Genomic DNA, 15856 nt, shown 5'->3' with positions numbered 1-15856 from the left:
TGTCGTACTTAGCTGACATTTTTGAATGTGCATCTTGATTGCTATTGTTCTAATTTACTGTTTTTTATCTTGCATTTGCGTGTGTTTAAAACTGATGCTTTAACACACGAACAAGCCGCATGTCATATCATGCAGCTAGCAACTAGGCTATTTGCATTGACCATGCGGCTTTATATTACGGAACGTGTAAAGTTAAATCTTACACGCGCCGCCTTCACAGCCGTCATCTTGCTGGCTGTCGTCTGCACCATCACGAGTATTGTGGTAGTACAAGGTTTTAACACCGAGTTTGTATGCCGTAAGTAAATCTTTGATGATCTGCTTAACAGGTACTTTGCCGCCTTCGTAACGCGATGGATCGTAGTTCGTGTTGGCGGAAATCGTTTGGTCAATAAACTTCTGCATAATACCAACTAGCTCTAAATAGCCATCGTTGCTCGGAATATTCCACAGTAACTCGTAGCTATCTTTCAAACGTTTGTACTCAGGTACAACTTGTTTTAACACGCCGTCTTTACTTGCTTTAATACTGATTAAGCCACGTGGTGGTTCAATACCATTAGTCGCATTTGAGATTTGCGATGAAGTTTCAGACGGCATCAAAGCTGATACTGTTGAGTTACGAACGCCGTGTTCTTTGATGCTTTCGCGTAACCATTCCCAATCAAGGTGAAGCTGTTCGCCAGTAACTTTATCGATATCTTTTTTGTACGTATCGATAGGTAGAATGCCTTTACTTAATTTTGTTTCATTAAATAACGGACATGCGCCTTGTTCTTTCGCCAATAAGTTAGACGCTTTTAGCAAGTAATACTGAATTGCTTCGAAAGTACGGTGCGTTAGGTTATTTGCACTACCGTTTGAATAGTAAACACCGTTTTTCGCTAAGTAGTAGGCGTAGTTAATGACACCTATACCTAACGTACGACGACCCATAGTTGCATTGTGTGCAGCAGGAACCGGGTAGTCTTGATAATCTAATAGGCTATCAAGTGCGCGAACAGCTAAATCTGCAAGGCCTTCTAATTCGTCTAAGCTTTCAATGGCTCCTAGGTTAAATGCCGATAGGGTACAAAGTGCAATTTCACCATTAGGATCATTTACATCTGCCATTGGCTTAGTTGGTAAAGCAATTTCTAAACATAAATTACTTTGGCGAATAGGCGCTTGTGTAGGGTCGAATGGACTGTGTGTATTACAGTGGTCAACATTCTGCAGGTAGATACGACCTGTACTTGCGCGCTCTTGTGCAAATAAACCAAACAACTCTATTGCCTTAATGCGCTTTTTACGAATTGACTCGTCTTGCTCGTATTTTACGTAAAGTTCTTCAAATTTGTCTTGGTCTTCAAAGAAAGCATCGTATAAACCAGGTACATCACTTGGACTAAATAGGGTGATTGATTCACCTTTGATCAAACGCTGGTACATCAGCTTATTAAACTGCACACCGTAGTCTAGGTGACGAACTCGGTTCTCTTCTACACCGCGGTTGTTTTTAAGCACTAATAAGCTTTCTACTTCTAGATGCCATAGCGGGTAGAATAGGGTAGCTGCGCCACCACGTACACCACCTTGAGAACAGCTTTTTACTGCCGTTTGAAAGTGCTTGTAAAACGGAATACAACCAGTATGGAAGGCCTCACCACTGCGAATTTCGCTACCTAGTGCACGAATTCTACCAGCGTTAATGCCAATGCCAGCGCGTTGCGATACATATTTTACAATTGCGCTAGATGTCGCGTTAATTGAGTCTAAGCTGTCGTCACACTCAATCAATACACATGATGAGAATTGACGTGTTGGCGTACGTACACCAGCCATAATTGGTGTAGGTAATGAAATTTTAAAGGTCGAAATAGCATCGTAGAAGCCTTCGATGTAACGCAAACGGCTATCGGCTGGGTACTTAGCGAATAGGCAAGCAGCCACTAAAATATAGAGGAACTGAGCGCTTTCATAAATTTCACCGGTCACGCGGTTTTGAACCAGGTATTTACCTTCAAGTTGCTTTACGGCAGCGTAGCTGAAATTAAGATCACGACGGTGGTCGATGTAGCTTTCCATTTGCTCAAATTCGGTTTGCGTATAATCAGCCAATAAATGCTGGTCATACTTACCACTTTCAACCATGTTAACAACATGATCGTATAATTTTGGCGGTTCAAATTGACCGTAAGCCTTTTTACGTAAGTGGAAAATTGCCAATCGTGCTGCAAGATACTGGTAGTCAGGTGATTCTTCAGAGATCAAATCCGCAGCTGCTTTGATAATAGTCTCGTGAATGTCAGATGTTTTAATTCCATCATAAAACTGAATGTGAGACTTTAATTCAACTTGCGAGACAGAAACGTCATCAAGGCCTTCTGCAGCCCAAGCAATTACTTTGTGAATTTTTTCCAGATCAATGGCTTCTTTATTACCATTTCGTTTAGTTACAAAAAGATTACTATTCATGAAAGACCTTGAGTGTGTTTTATTCTTCTTATTTTTTGAGCAGATACTGTTGCGTAATTACTCAAATCTAGTAAACCACTAGGACTAGTGGTTATTTGAATAATCAATACACAATATATTGGGTTATTTAAAAAATATGATCACAAGATAATGAGGTTTGACGGTTATTGCAAGGGCAAAAAATTAGAGTGATTATTTAATAATCTAGCCTAAAATTGACTGGTTAGTAATGACTAACGTAGTAGTGCGTTTTAATTTTGCTTTAATGAAAACGCAATGGTTTTTTTGCACTTTTTTACCGCCATAGAATGATTTATTACATTAAATTCCGCTTTTTATTTCTAATTTGAATATATGTTTTGATCTCTTTATATATCAACACATTAGCGATTTGATGATTTTGTGAACAGAAATTCCATCTTGTTAATTTCACTTGGATGAGCACAGTGAATATCTGCCTGCCATGTTGTTAAATCAGTATCGCTAGCGATGTATCCCCAGCCAGCGATAATAGTGCACATATTAGCCGCGTTACCTGCTTCGATATCGCGTGGCGCATCGCCAACATATATACACTCATTTGGCGCCACTCGAACCTCATTAGCAGCCTGTAGTAGTGGTGCAGGGTGAGGTTTACGCTGTGCTAATGAATCTCCACCAAGCACAGAGGCGGCTGACTCTAGTTCAGGGAAATGAGGCAAAAGCACATGCGTTAGGCCAATGGGTTTATTGGTGACAATTCCCCAAGGGATTTGGTGTTGATCAAGCTTTTCAATAAGCGCTGCTACTCCAGGGTATAGGCAGGTATGCTCGGCAATGTGATTTTCGTAGTAATCGAGAAATTCAACACGCAACTGTTCATAATCAAAGTTTTTTAATCCCGCACCAAAGCCAAGCTCTATCAAGCCTTTTGCACCATCTGAAGCAACCGGTCGATAACGCTCGCGTGGTACTTTGGGTAAACCGTGATTGGTTAGCACCGCATTTAATGCCTCGCCAAGGTCATTTGCGGTATCGAGCAGTGTGCCGTCTAAATCGAACAAAATACCTTTGTAATGTGGTACGCCATTTAATGTTGATGACATCGTCATTAGCCGACCTTTTGACAGCAGATAATATAGTTAATGTCTAAACTACCGCCCAGTTTATGGTTTTCTGTGATTGGATTGTAGTGAATACCAGTAGCATCAATACATTTTAATTCGCTACTTTCAGCCCAGCCTATTAGTTGTGATGGTCTAATGAATTTGTCGTGATCATGGGTGCCATCAGGCACAATTTTTAAGACCTTTTCAGCTGCTAAGATTGCGAGTAGGTATGATTTAACCGTTTTGTTTAATGTAGAAAAGAAAACATAGCCGTTTGGTTTTACCATGTCTGCACAAGCTTGGATGATAGAGGCTGGATCGGGCACATGCTCTAGCATTTCCATACAAGTCACCACATCGAAGTGCTCAGGGCATTGCAGTGCTTTTTGCTCCGCTGGGATTTTTTCATAATTAACATCCACACCAGTTTCCAGTGCATGCAGCTTAGCAACATTTAGTGGCTCTTCGCCTAAATCAATGCCAGTAACTTTGGCTCCTAATTTAGCGAGGCTTTCTGACAAAATACCGCCACCGCATCCGACATCAAGCACTTGCTTATCAAACACTGACTCAACATGCTGCAAAATAAATTGACGTCTGAGTGGGTTAACTTGATGAAGCGGTTTAAAGTCGCCCGTTAAGTCCCACCATTGGCTAGCGACTTGTTCGAATTTAGCGATTTCTTCAGGGTTTACATTGATTGAGTCTGACATAGGAGGGTTTCTAATTGCTTGAGTCTCTATATTATTTGATTGGGATTTTAAACTAAGCGTTTAGCGAAACCTAGCGCTGAGAAAACAAAAAAACTAATAAAGTTGCTCACATCAATTCAGGTACTAATTCTGACGCTAGTATGAGTGAAAAAGCTGAACATGGTTCAGGCTCGATAGAGACTAATTCTCGTTAAGATTGATTTTTAATCACTAACTACTTAGATTGAACAAGAGAAAGCTATCGATATTGAATCGAACAAAAATTAAAAAATAACAATAATAAATAGTATTAACAGAGCAAAATTATTATGAAAAGCGTTATAGAACAATTAGCCAATTATAAAAGTGTTCATTTAAACAAGAACAATATCAAAAGCCATATTGTTGGCGTCCCGATGATCATATGGTCGATCGCCTTACTGTTAAATATGTTTAGTTTTGAGGTCACAATTTTCGGGCATGAAATGGTTGTAGGCTTAGCAATCGTTGTCGCACTTGTTGTATTAATTTACTATTTTTCATTGCATGTGCCGCTAGCCTTGATGATTGCATTGCTCTTTGGACCTTTAGTGATTAGTACACAGTTAGTGGTCGATATGGGGCAACCAGTGCTTATTGCATTAGGCGTCTTTTTTATTGGCTGGGTGATTCAATTTATTGGCCACGCCTATGAGCGAGCTAAACCTGCTTTTATAGACGACATCAATCAGCTGCTGATTGGCCCATTATTTTTAATTGCCGAATTGTATTTTGCGCTTGGCCTAAATAAAGAAATGGCGGATGAAGTTCATCAAAAGGCCGTTGAGAAGCGTAAGTTGTTTGAGCAAGCGAAAGCGGTTTGATTAAAAAGCTGCTTGATCATATAGCATAATTTGAAAGAGTACTGGCAAGCACGATTAGTGGCTTGCCGTCATCTCATGAATTGTGCTGCTATCGTTTGCTGTGAAGTTCTCGCTGCCAATACGATCACCTAGTCCACTTAATACGGTAACCATACCTTTACATACCGCAAGAATTTGTTTGTTTTGTTTAAAATCGTTGGGTAATACAACTCGGCCATTGTCACGGCGGGGATAGCGACCATAATGATGCTTAAGTTGAACGTCATTATTGTCTAAATACAAGACGGTCACTAGCTGCTTATTGTCAGACACGGAATCAGTCATCACTTCTCCTGATTAAAAACTAATTTCATATTATACCCGTTCATCGGTGTGTGTCTTTTTTCAGACTGTTCTAATTTGTAATCGAAATGTAGTTGGTATAGGTATAAATGGAGCGAAGAATTTCAGTTCTTGCTAGAAGAAAAACCAGAGGGTAATGATACCTTGCTGCTTAATTTGATTTTGCATCTATCAAAACGATTAATTGTAGAGTTTGATTAATAACTGAGCGATCAATGATGAAGTTAGTATTTTAGTCAATATTAAGTCTTAACTTGGCTTTTAAATAATTTAATTTATCGCTTAGTTATCAATTGTTTATTGACTCATGTTTGACATGCTCGGCAAAGCTTGAAATTGCTAGCTTTAATATGCAAAACTAACCGCTACAAAGCGTTATGGCATCCCCTTTTTTTGTGGTAGTATGCTGGCCTTAAATTAAAATAATAATTTCGAAAATTTCTGTATTAAATAGGGATACCATCGATTTATGTCCGATCTGGCAAAAGAAATTCTCCCAGTCAATATTGAAGATGAGCTAAAAAGCTCTTACCTCGATTACGCGATGAGTGTAATCGTGGGCCGCGCGTTACCTGATGTACGCGACGGTCTAAAGCCTGTGCACAGACGCGTACTATACGCCATGAACGTACTGGGTAATGATTGGAACAAACCTTACAAAAAATCAGCACGTGTTGTTGGTGATGTAATCGGTAAATACCACCCACACGGTGACACTGCGGTATACGATACAATCGTTCGTTTGGCGCAAGACTTCTCAATGCGCTACATGCTAGTTGACGGTCAAGGTAACTTCGGTTCAGTTGATGGTGATTCAGCGGCGGCAATGCGTTACACCGAAATTCGCATGAATAAAATCTCGCATTCTATTCTTGCCGACCTAGAAAAAGAAACCGTTGATTTTGTGCCTAACTACGATGGCACTGAGCAAATTCCAGAAGTAATGCCAACCCGCATTCCTAACTTGTTAGTGAATGGTACTTCGGGTATTGCCGTTGGTATGGCAACGAATATTCCACCGCATAACTTAACGGAAGTGATTAACGGCTGTTTAGCGTTAATCGATAACAATGAGTTAACGATTGACGACTTGCTTGAATACATTCCTGGCCCTGATTTCCCAACCGCAGGTATCATCAGCGGTAAAGCGGGGATTATCGAAGCGTACAAAACCGGTCGCGGTAAAATAAAGATCCGCGCTCGCGCTGAAATTGAAGTTGACGATAAGTCAGGTAAAGAAACTATTGTTGTTCACGAATTACCTTACCAAGTTAACAAAGCGCGTTTGATTGAAAAAATGGCCGAGCTGGTTAAAGAAAAACGCTTGGAAGGTATTTCAGCACTGCGCGATGAATCTGATAAAGACGGTATGCGCATGGTCATCGAAGTGAAACGCGGTGATGTGGGTGAGGTTGTGTTAAACAACTTGTACAAGTTAACTCAAATGCAAGTGTCTTTTGGTTTAAATATGGTGGCGTTAACTGACGGCCAACCGAAATTATTTAATCTAAAAGAAATGCTCGAAGCATTCTTACTTCACCGCCGTGAAGTCGTGACTCGTCGTACGATTTTCGAATTACGCAAAGCACGTGACAGAGCCCATATCTTAGAAGGCTTATCAATTGCACTTGCTAATATCGACCCTGTAATCGAGCTAGTGAAAAGCTCAGCTAACCGCAGAGAAGCTGAAGAAAAGCTGGTTTCACAAGGTTGGGCATTAGGCAATGTGGCAGGCATGCTTGAAGCTGCTGGCTCAGATGCAGCTCGCCCAGAGTGGTTAGAGCCGCAATACGGTATTCGCGACGGTCTTTACTATCTAACGCCAGAGCAGGCAAAAGCAATTGTCGATTTGCAGTTGTACAAGCTTTCGGGCATGGAACACGAAAAGATTCTAAACGAGTACAAAGAGTTATTAGACTTAATTGCTGAACTACTGCACATTCTTAACTCGCCAGCGCGTTTGATGGAAGTGATCAAAGAAGAGCTAGAAGCAATTCGCGATGAGTTCGGTGATGAGCGCCGCACAGAAATCACCAATGCTTCGCACGACATTTCTCTTGAAGATTTAATTAACGAAGAAGATGTTGTAGTAACGCTTTCTCACGAAGGTTATGTGAAGTATCAAGCGTTGACGGAATATGAAGCGCAGCGCCGTGGCGGTAAAGGTAAAGCCGCCACTAAGATGAAAGAAGAAGACTTCATCGAACGTTTATTGGTTGCTAATACTCACGATACTATCTTGTGTTTCTCAAACCGCGGTAAGCTTTATTGGTTGAAGGTTTATCAATTGCCACTGGCGAGCCGTACGGCGCGTGGTCGTCCAATTGTTAACTTGTTACCTCTAGAGAGCGACGAACGTATCACGGCGATTTTACCAGTACGTGAATACGAAGAAGACAAGTACATTATCATGGCGACTGCGTCTGGTACGGTTAAGAAAACGCCATTAACGGCGTACTCTAACCAACGTGCTAACGGTATTATCGCCTTAAACCTACGTGATGATGATACGCTTATCGGTGTTGATATCACTGATGGTTCGAACGATATCATGCTGTTCTCAGACGAAGGTAAAGTGGTTCGCTTTAACGAGAAACAGCGCGATAGCGAAACAGGTGAAGTAAAACGCGATCCGGAAACTGGTGAAGAGCTGTTAGCGCTTCGTCCTATGGGGCGTACCGCAACCGGTGTTCGTGGTATTAACCTTGAAGACGGTCAGAAAGTGGTATCACTTATCGTGCCGAAAAATGGTGGCGCGGTCTTAACGGTTACTGAAAATGGCTACGGTAAGCGTACAGAGCTAGCTGAATACCCAGCGAAGAGCCGTGCAACCAAAGGTGTTGTGTCTATCAAAGTGAGTGAGCGTAACGGCAAAGTCGTTGGCGCCGTTCAAGTTGAAGATAACGATGAAATCATGATGATCACCGACAACGGTACGCTTGTTCGTACCCGTGTTAACGAAGTGAGCGTGATTGGTCGTAACACTCAAGGTGTTCGTTTAATTCGTACTGCAGAAGATGAGCACGTAGTGGCACTTCAGCGTATCGATGAAATCGAAAGCGATGAGTTAGTGGACGGCGACATTGTTGAAGGTGAAGTGGTAGCAAGCGAAGGTGAAACAGCGCCAGCGTCTGATGCTGAAAACCTTGATGGCGAATCGTATAGCGATCCTGACGCCTAACGCCCAAGGTATAAGATAAAGGAAAAATGGGCGGCTTATCCGCCCATTTTTTTTCGCTAGAGAAAATAATAGTTATTAAAAATAGTTAGAAGGAAGTGTTGAGATGTCTGCAACCTATAATTTTTGTGCAGGGCCAGCGATGTTACCAACGCCAGTAATGGCAAAGGCACAAGCTGAATTTATTAATTGGCAAGACAATGGTTGCTCGGTGATGGAGCTCAGCCATCGCAGTAAAGTTTTTATGCAGCTGGCTGCCAAAGCCGAAGCAGATCTCAGATCGCTCATGAATATTCCTGCTAACTATAAAGTGCTGTTTATGCATGGTGGCGGTCGCGGCCAGTTTTCGGCGGTGCCGCATAATCTATTGCCTGAGGGTGGCAAAGCGGATTACGTGATTTCAGGCTCTTGGTCAAAAGCGGCAGCCAAAGAAGCCGCTAATTACGGTGAAATCAATACCGTTGAAGTGGTCACTAAAACAGATGAGAGTCAAACGGTGCTAGCGCCAGCTGATTGGGCATTGTCTAAAGACGCTGCTTATGTGCATTACTGCCCGAACGAAACCGTAGATGGCATTGAAATCTTTGATATTCCTGAAACGGGGGATATTCCGCTAGTCGCCGATATGTCCTCGACCATTATGTCGCGCGAAATTGATGTTAGCCGATTTGGTTTAATTTACGCCGGTGCGCAAAAAAATATTGGCCCGTCCGGTCTAACTATCGTCATTGTTCGTGAAGACCTATTGGGCAATGCCAGATTAACCACGCCATCCGTGCTCAATTATCAGCTCGCAGCTAGCAATGACTCGATGTACAACACACCACCGACCTTTGCCTGGTATTTAGCGGGCTTGGTGTTTGAGTGGCTAACCGAGCTTGGCGGTGTTAAGGCTATCGAGCAAGTGAATAAAGAAAAGGCCGCTTTACTTTACGACTATATTGATAGCAATAACTTCTATGTTAATAACATTGATAGCCAGTATCGCTCGTTAATGAATGTGCCATTTTGGTTGACTGATGAATCGCTAAATGATGCTTTCCTAGCAGAGGCTGAGCAAGCGGGTTTATTGGCATTAAAAGGTCACCGCAGCGTTGGCGGTATGCGCGCCAGTATTTATAACGCAATGCCATTGGCAGGCGTACAAGCATTAGTAGATTTTATGACGGATTTCGCTGACCGTAATAAATTGAAGTAAATAGAGTCACTAAATCAAAGTGATTAAAGAGATTGAAGGAAGTTCTACAGTGGAACAATTAACACTACAACCGATCAACAAAATTGACGGTGAAGTATTTTTACCGGGCTCTAAGAGCCTTTCAAACCGTGCCTTACTAATTGCCGCATTGGCAAAAGGCACGACGAAGATTACTAACTTATTAGTGAGTGAAGACATTGAGCATATGCTGAATGCACTCACTAGCTTAGGTATTGAATACCAACTAAGTGATTGCGGCACTGAATGCACAGTGGTTGGCAATGGTGGCTTTTTCAAAGCACAAGCACCACTTGAGTTATATTTAGGTAATGCTGGGACGGCGATGCGACCGCTATGTGCAGCATTAGCGGCAAGTGAAGGTGAATTCGTATTAACGGGTGAGCCGCGCATGAAAGAGCGCCCAATTGGTCACTTGGTTGACTCACTGAATCAATTAAATGCCGATATTGAATACCTAGAAAACACAAATTACCCACCACTAAAAATCAAAGGTAAAACTCTTGGTGGTGAGCGAGTCACCATTGATGGTTCGATTTCAAGTCAGTTCTTAACGGCAATTCTGATGATTGCACCGTTATTACCAACAGACACTCATATTGAAATTGAAGGCGAGTTAGTGTCTAAGCCTTACATTGATATCACGCTGGATATTATGGCGAAATTCGGCGTTGACGTTGAAAATCAAAACTATCAATCTTTCCATGTCAAAGGCCAGCAAAGCTACCAAGCGCGTGAGCGTTACATGGTCGAAGGTGACGCATCTTCTGCTTCTTACTTCTTAGCGGCGGGTGCAATTAAAGGCGGTGAAATTACCGTACACGGTGTTGGTACATCAAGTGTTCAAGGTGACAAGCACTTTGCTGATGTGTTAGAGAAAATGGGTGCGGAAGTCATTTGGCAAGAAGAGTCGATCACGGTTAAAGGCAAGCCATTAACCGCAGTTGATATGGACATGAACCATATTCCAGATGCGGCCATGACCATTGCGACAGCAGCTTTGTTTGCTAAAGGTACCACCAGTATTCGCAATATCTACAACTGGCGCGTCAAAGAAACCGATCGCTTATCAGCCATGGCAACTGAGCTTCGCAAAGTCGGTGCAATAGTAGACGAGGGCGAAGATTACATTTCTGTAACCCCACCAGAAAAGTTAACCCATGCAGCAATCGATACCTACAACGATCACCGCATTGCCATGTGTTTCTCGCTGGTAGCGTTAAGTGATACGCCAGTTACTATCAACGATCCTAAGTGTACCGCAAAAACCTTCCCTGATTACTTTGATAAATTAGCTCAAGTTTCGAGCTAATCAGTTCCAAAGACTTGTTGCATCTGATCTAGATCAACTTTAGCGCGACCAATGCAATAAAAGTTGAACTAGTCAGGCAACAAGCCTTCTAAGTAAAGCTAAAAAATAAATCCGCGCATTGGCGTTATCCAAGAAATATTAAAAAACAAATTTTTGAACGATTTTCGCTATTAATTCCCGTATAATGCGCCCGATTTGCGACATTAGGAGATAAAATGTATGCAAGAAAGCATTCCCGTAATCACGATTGATGGCCCAAGCGGCGCTGGTAAAGGCACCGTTTCACGACTAGTAGCAAACCAATTGGGCTGGCAACTTTTAGACAGTGGCGCGATTTATCGCGTGTTAGCTGTGGCTTTGCTGCATCACAACATTGAAGTTGACGAAGAAGAGCCGTTAATTCCGATTGCTGCACATCTTGATGTGCAATTTGAAATTACCGATGATGGCGAAAGCAAAGTCATTCTCGAAGGCGAAGACGTGTCTAATAGTATTCGCACGGAAGAAGTAGGCGCACTAGCGTCAAAAGTGGCGGCATTTCCGCGTATTCGCGAAGCGCTATTGCGTCGTCAAAGAGCATTTCGCGTTGAGCCGGGTTTAGTGGCTGACGGTCGCGACATGGGCACTGTGGTATTTACTGACGCGCCAGTGAAAGTTTTCTTAACGGCGAGCGCGGAAGAGCGCGCCGAGCGAAGATTTAAGCAGTTGAAGGAAAAGGGCTTTGATGTTAAAATCGGGCGCCTTTTGGATGACATACGTCAACGTGACGAGCGTGATCAGAACCGTACGGTTGCTCCGCTTGTGCCAGCAGAAGGTGCGTTAATTATTGATTCTACTGAACTTTCTATTGACGAAGTGGTCAGTAAAATTCTTTCATTTGTCAATGAAAAATTAACGCAAACGGAAACCATTTAAACTTTGGGTACGGACACACAAAGTATTTTTAACAACCCCATGAAACACTGATGTTGATTGGATTATTTATACGAGTTCATATACAGGTATGACTGAAAATTTTGCACAACTTTTTGAAGAAAGTTTAAAAGAGATCGAAACGCGCCCTGGTTCAATTATCAAGGGTACTGTTGTAAAAATCGAAAAAGACAACGTTATTGTTGACGCTGGTCTTAAGTCTGAGTCAGTAATTTCTATCGACCAATTCAAAAACTCTGCTGGTGAAGTAGAAATTGAAGTAGGTTCAGAAGTTGACGTTGCTTTAGATGCGACAGATGACGGTTTCGGTGAAACTGTACTTTCTCGTGAAAAAGCAAAACGCCACGAAGCATGGCAAGTGCTTGAAAAAGCTTACGAAGAAAAAGAAACTGTTATCGGTGTTATCAACGGTAAAGTTAAAGGTGGTTTCACTGTTGAAGTAAGCAACATTCGTGCATTCTTACCAGGTTCTCTAGTTGACGTTCGCCCAGTTCGCGATACAGCTCACCTAGAAGGTAAAGACCTAGAATTTAAAGTTATTAAGCTTGACCAGAAGCGTAATAACGTTGTTGTTTCTCGCCGTGCTGTTATCGAATCAGAAAGCAGTGTAGAACGTGACGAGTTACTAGAATCACTACAAGAAGGTCAAGAAGTTAAAGGTATCGTTAAGAACCTTACTGACTACGGTGCATTCGTAGACTTAGGCGGTATCGACGGTCTTCTTCACATCACTGACATGGCTTGGAAGCGCGTTAAGCACCCAAGCGAAATCGTTAACGTTGGTGACGAGATTCAAGTTAAAGTTCTTAAGTTCGACCGTGAGCGTACACGTGTATCTCTAGGTATGAAGCAGTTAGGCGAAGATCCATGGGTAGCAATTGCTAACCGTTACCCAGAGGGTTCTAAGCTTTCTGGCCGCGTAACTAACTTAACTGACTACGGTTGTTTCGTTGAAATCCAAGAAGGCGTTGAAGGTCTTGTTCACGTTTCTGAAATGGATTGGACAAACAAAAACATCCACCCATCTAAAGTTGTTAACTTAGGTGACACAGTTGAAGTACTAGTATTAGAAATCGACGAAGAGCGTCGTCGTATTTCTCTAGGTCTTAAGCAATGTGTACCAAACCCTTGGGAAGAGTTCGCTAAGAACTTCAACAAAGGTGACAAAGTTACTGGTAAGATCAAGTCAATCACTGACTTCGGTATCTTCATCGGTCTTGACGGTGGCATCGACGGTCTTGTTCACTTATCTGACATTTCATGGAACGGCGGCGAAGAAGCTGTTCGTGAATACAAGAAAGGTGACGAAATCACTGCTGTTGTACTTCAGGTTGACCCAGAGCGTGAACGTATCTCGCTAGGTGTTAAGCAAGCTGAAGACGATCCGTTCAATATGTATCTGACAGATAACAAAAAAGGTGCTATTGTAACTGGTAAAGTAGTTGAAGTTGACGCTAAAGGCGCTAAGATTGAATTAGCTGAAGGTGTTGAAGGCTACCTACGTGTTTCTGACATTTCTCGTGACCGCATCGAAGATGCAACAACTGAATTATCAGTAGGCGACGAAGTTGAAACTAAGTTCATGGGTGTTGATCGTAAGAACCGCACAATTAGCTTATCTATCAAAGCGAAAGATCAAGCTGAAGAGCGTCAAGCGATGGACAACCTGAACCAAGCAGACGATGCTGGTTTCACTAACGCTATGGCAGAAGCATTCAAAAACGCTAAAGGTTAATTTCTTTAGCGCTTAAGGTGAGGAGGTGTTGCTATTTATTAGCCACCTCCTTGATTGTTAACTGCATTAGCGTGATGCTGAATGACAACTGGGAGGTCTAATGACCAAGTCAGAACTCATTGAAAAATTAGCGGAAAGTTTAACTCACATTCCAGCTAAAGATGTTGAATCTGCTATCAAAGAAATTCTGGAATTGATGGCGCAATCTTTATCGAAAGGAGAGCGTATTGAGATTCGAGGGTTTGGTAGTTTTTCTCTACACTATCGTGCACCACGTACTGGTCGTAACCCTAAGACTGGTGAAGCAGTAGAGCTTTCCGGTAAATATGTACCGCACTTTAAGCCGGGTAAAGAATTACGTGAACGCGTAAATGCTTCCTTTGCTTAGTTGCGAAAAATTATAAAAAACGGCATGCTTTCGCATGCCGTTTTTTTTGTCTTTGATTTTTTAAATATTTCCCAATTCTGATTGATTTAATGGTATTTTCATTACGTTGAATTGGACAATAATCATTGGATGTTAGTTTGAAGTTATATTTCACTATTTTTGTACTGGTTGTATTGCTGCTAGTCGCTTTCGCTTTTGGTAGTCAAAATGATCAGCTAATCACGTTAAACTATTTCATTGCTAAGGCAACGATGCCAGTCGCAATGGCGGTAAGTATATTTGCTGGCTTAGGATTTCTTTTCGGCTTGGTATTTATGTTTCTTATAAATTTGCTTAAGCCACTCAAGCGTAAACAAAATAAAGGCTAAGAAAACCTATGCTTGAGTTGTTGTTTCTATTGTTGCCTGTTGCCATGGGATATGGATGGTTTATGGGGCGCAATAGCATTAAGCAAAAAGATCAAAATGCTAAGCAAGATTTATCCATTAAATACTCAACAGGTTTGAATTACCTATTATCGAATCAGCAAGATAAAGCTATCGATTATTTGATTGAGGCGCTCAAAGTAGAAGACGATACCGTTGAAGCGCATTTTGCAATGGCAAACCTTTTTCGCAAGCGCGGCGAGCTCGACCGAGCACTTAAAGTACACGAACATCTAGTACGCAATGGCAATTTGCCAACCAAAGCAAAACAGCAAGCAATATTTGAGCTAGCAAAAGATTTTTTAACAGCAGGTTTGTACGACCGTGCTGAACATATGTTTCATAAGTTGCTCAAGGCAAAACCCTATCAGTTAAAGTCTTTAGGTTATTTAATGCAAATTTACCAATCTACTAAGGATTGGCAGCAGGGCATTGCGCTTAAAAAAACTATTTTTAAACTCAAAGACAAACAACTACTTCATAACCTAGCTAACTTCTATTGCGAACAAGCACTTGAGGCACAAAAACAAGGTGAGTTTATCGCGGTTATTGAGTTATTAGAGCAGGCATTGGTGTGCGATGCTAAATCATGTCGTGCTAATTGGCATTTAGCCGGTGTTTATGAAGAGCATAAGCAATACGAGCAAGCTGCTAAGTGTTATCGTGCTATTTATAAACAAGACAAAGACTTTTTCCCTGAAGTTATCGAAAAAATGCATAGCTGCTATCAAGCATTGGATGACGAAGAAGCTTTCTACAACTTTATTAAGCAAGTGTACGATGAAACTGGCACGACGAGCACATTGATTAAATACCTAGAGTTTCTGTCAACTAAATATGGCGCAGATAAAGCAGTGGAATTTTTATTGGCTGCCTTAAAGCGTAGACCTACCATTCGAGGCTTTAAGCATTTCGTTAAGTTACAACTTGCGAATGAATCGTCGGATAATCAAAGTGAAAGTTTGGATGTGATCAAGGAGCTGGTTTCTGCGTACTTAAAGATGCGTCCAAGATACAGTTGTCGCTCTTGTGGCTTTAACAGCAGCACACACTATTGGTCTTGTCCATCATGTCATGATTGGGAGCAACTGAAGCCTGTTAGGGGCCTTGAAGGCGAGTAATGTGTACTTGCCTTACCCATTCAATTTTAAAAATTGCACTTCTTTGACTAATCTAGGCCTATTTAATTAGACAGTTAGCTTCGTAATGAGATCACCGCTATTATTT

General features: G+C 41.8%; 13 protein-coding genes. 9 read left to right on the top strand and 4 right to left on the bottom strand.

The window, feature by feature from the left end; all coding sequences use genetic code 11:
• Positions 1-192: 192 nt before the first annotated feature.
• The 3 genes from nrdA to ubiG form a co-directional block, all read right to left on the bottom strand.
• Positions 193-2457 carry a class 1a ribonucleoside-diphosphate reductase subunit alpha gene (gene nrdA, locus DXX94_RS03000; protein ID WP_116013758.1) on the bottom strand — a complete coding sequence of 755 codons (2265 nt, stop codon included), beginning with the start codon at positions 2455-2457 and terminating at the stop codon, positions 193-195.
• 383 nt (positions 2458-2840) lie between these two features.
• A complete protein-coding gene (locus DXX94_RS02995) occupies positions 2841-3548 on the bottom strand; it encodes an HAD family hydrolase (RefSeq protein WP_116013757.1) in 708 nt (235 codons plus the stop codon).
• The gene (ubiG, locus tag DXX94_RS02990; RefSeq protein WP_116013755.1) at positions 3548-4258 is read right to left on the bottom strand and encodes a bifunctional 2-polyprenyl-6-hydroxyphenol methylase/3-demethylubiquinol 3-O-methyltransferase UbiG; all 711 of its coding nucleotides are present in this window, start codon (positions 4256-4258) and stop codon (positions 3548-3550) included. The genes DXX94_RS02995 and ubiG overlap by 1 nt, the downstream gene beginning before the upstream one ends.
• 308 nt (positions 4259-4566) lie before the next feature.
• Here ubiG and DXX94_RS02985 point away from each other — a divergent pair, with 308 nt between their 5' ends.
• The gene (locus DXX94_RS02985; protein WP_116013753.1) at positions 4567-5100 is read left to right on the top strand and encodes an Mpo1 family 2-hydroxy fatty acid dioxygenase; all 534 of its coding nucleotides are present in this window, start codon (positions 4567-4569) and stop codon (positions 5098-5100) included.
• A gap of 54 nt (positions 5101-5154) precedes the next feature.
• On the opposite strand, the gene DXX94_RS02980 is transcribed toward DXX94_RS02985, so the two are convergent.
• Positions 5155-5424 carry a DUF2375 family protein gene (locus DXX94_RS02980; protein ID WP_116000007.1) on the bottom strand — a complete coding sequence of 90 codons (270 nt, stop codon included), beginning with the start codon at positions 5422-5424 and terminating at the stop codon, positions 5155-5157.
• Between the two features lie 487 nt (positions 5425-5911).
• Here DXX94_RS02980 and gyrA point away from each other — a divergent pair, with 487 nt between their 5' ends.
• The 8 genes from gyrA (at position 5912) to lapB (ending at position 15750) form a co-directional block, all read left to right on the top strand.
• Positions 5912-8623, top strand: a complete 2712-nt coding sequence (gene gyrA, locus DXX94_RS02975) for a DNA topoisomerase (ATP-hydrolyzing) subunit A (protein ID WP_116007715.1) — start codon at positions 5912-5914, stop codon at positions 8621-8623.
• 103 nt (positions 8624-8726) lie between these two features.
• Positions 8727-9818, top strand: coding sequence for a 3-phosphoserine/phosphohydroxythreonine transaminase (gene serC / locus DXX94_RS02970; protein ID WP_116007716.1), 1092 nt, complete (start codon positions 8727-8729; stop codon positions 9816-9818).
• Between the two features lie 49 nt (positions 9819-9867).
• The gene (gene aroA, locus DXX94_RS02965; protein WP_116007717.1) at positions 9868-11148 is read left to right on the top strand and encodes a 3-phosphoshikimate 1-carboxyvinyltransferase; all 1281 of its coding nucleotides are present in this window, start codon (positions 9868-9870) and stop codon (positions 11146-11148) included.
• Between the two features lie 219 nt (positions 11149-11367).
• Positions 11368-12063, top strand: coding sequence for a (d)CMP kinase (cmk, locus tag DXX94_RS02960; RefSeq protein ID WP_116007718.1), 696 nt, complete (start codon positions 11368-11370; stop codon positions 12061-12063).
• Between the two features lie 88 nt (positions 12064-12151).
• Positions 12152-13816 carry a 30S ribosomal protein S1 gene (gene rpsA / locus DXX94_RS02955; RefSeq protein ID WP_116000012.1) on the top strand — a complete coding sequence of 555 codons (1665 nt, stop codon included), beginning with the start codon at positions 12152-12154 and terminating at the stop codon, positions 13814-13816.
• Between the two features lie 100 nt (positions 13817-13916).
• A complete protein-coding gene (ihfB, locus tag DXX94_RS02950) occupies positions 13917-14204 on the top strand; it encodes an integration host factor subunit beta (protein WP_116000013.1) in 288 nt (95 codons plus the stop codon).
• A 125-nt stretch (positions 14205-14329) separates the two neighbouring features.
• Positions 14330-14572, top strand: coding sequence for a lipopolysaccharide assembly protein LapA domain-containing protein (locus tag DXX94_RS19715; RefSeq protein ID WP_116000014.1), 243 nt, complete (start codon positions 14330-14332; stop codon positions 14570-14572).
• 8 nt (positions 14573-14580) lie between these two features.
• The gene (gene lapB / locus DXX94_RS02940) at positions 14581-15750 is read left to right on the top strand and encodes a lipopolysaccharide assembly protein LapB (protein WP_116013752.1); all 1170 of its coding nucleotides are present in this window, start codon (positions 14581-14583) and stop codon (positions 15748-15750) included.
• The last annotated feature ends 106 nt before the right edge of the window (positions 15751-15856 follow it).

Source organism: Thalassotalea euphylliae (assembly GCF_003390375.1).
Classification (GTDB): Bacteria; Pseudomonadota; Gammaproteobacteria; order Enterobacterales; family Alteromonadaceae; genus Thalassotalea_F; species Thalassotalea_F euphylliae_A.
Note: the sequence above shows the minus strand (reverse complement) of the source record. Positions and strands in the feature narration are given on the sequence as shown.

Coding starts and splice junctions, on each gene's coding strand:
- rpsA (WP_116000012.1), top strand. CDS start 12,152: ATGACTGAAAATTTTGCACAACTTTTTGAAGAAAGTTTAAAAGAGATC.
- serC (WP_116007716.1), top strand. CDS start 8,727: ATGTCTGCAACCTATAATTTTTGTGCAGGGCCAGCGATGTTACCAACG.
- ubiG (WP_116013755.1), bottom strand. CDS start 4,258: ATGTCAGACTCAATCAATGTAAACCCTGAAGAAATCGCTAAATTCGAA.
- ihfB (WP_116000013.1), top strand. CDS start 13,917: ATGACCAAGTCAGAACTCATTGAAAAATTAGCGGAAAGTTTAACTCAC.
- nrdA (WP_116013758.1), bottom strand. CDS start 2,457: ATGAATAGTAATCTTTTTGTAACTAAACGAAATGGTAATAAAGAAGCC.
- DXX94_RS02995 (WP_116013757.1), bottom strand. CDS start 3,548: ATGACGATGTCATCAACATTAAATGGCGTACCACATTACAAAGGTATT.
- gyrA (WP_116007715.1), top strand. CDS start 5,912: ATGTCCGATCTGGCAAAAGAAATTCTCCCAGTCAATATTGAAGATGAG.
- DXX94_RS02985 (WP_116013753.1), top strand. CDS start 4,567: ATGAAAAGCGTTATAGAACAATTAGCCAATTATAAAAGTGTTCATTTA.
- cmk (WP_116007718.1), top strand. CDS start 11,368: ATGCAAGAAAGCATTCCCGTAATCACGATTGATGGCCCAAGCGGCGCT.
- lapB (WP_116013752.1), top strand. CDS start 14,581: ATGCTTGAGTTGTTGTTTCTATTGTTGCCTGTTGCCATGGGATATGGA.
- DXX94_RS02980 (WP_116000007.1), bottom strand. CDS start 5,424: ATGACTGATTCCGTGTCTGACAATAAGCAGCTAGTGACCGTCTTGTAT.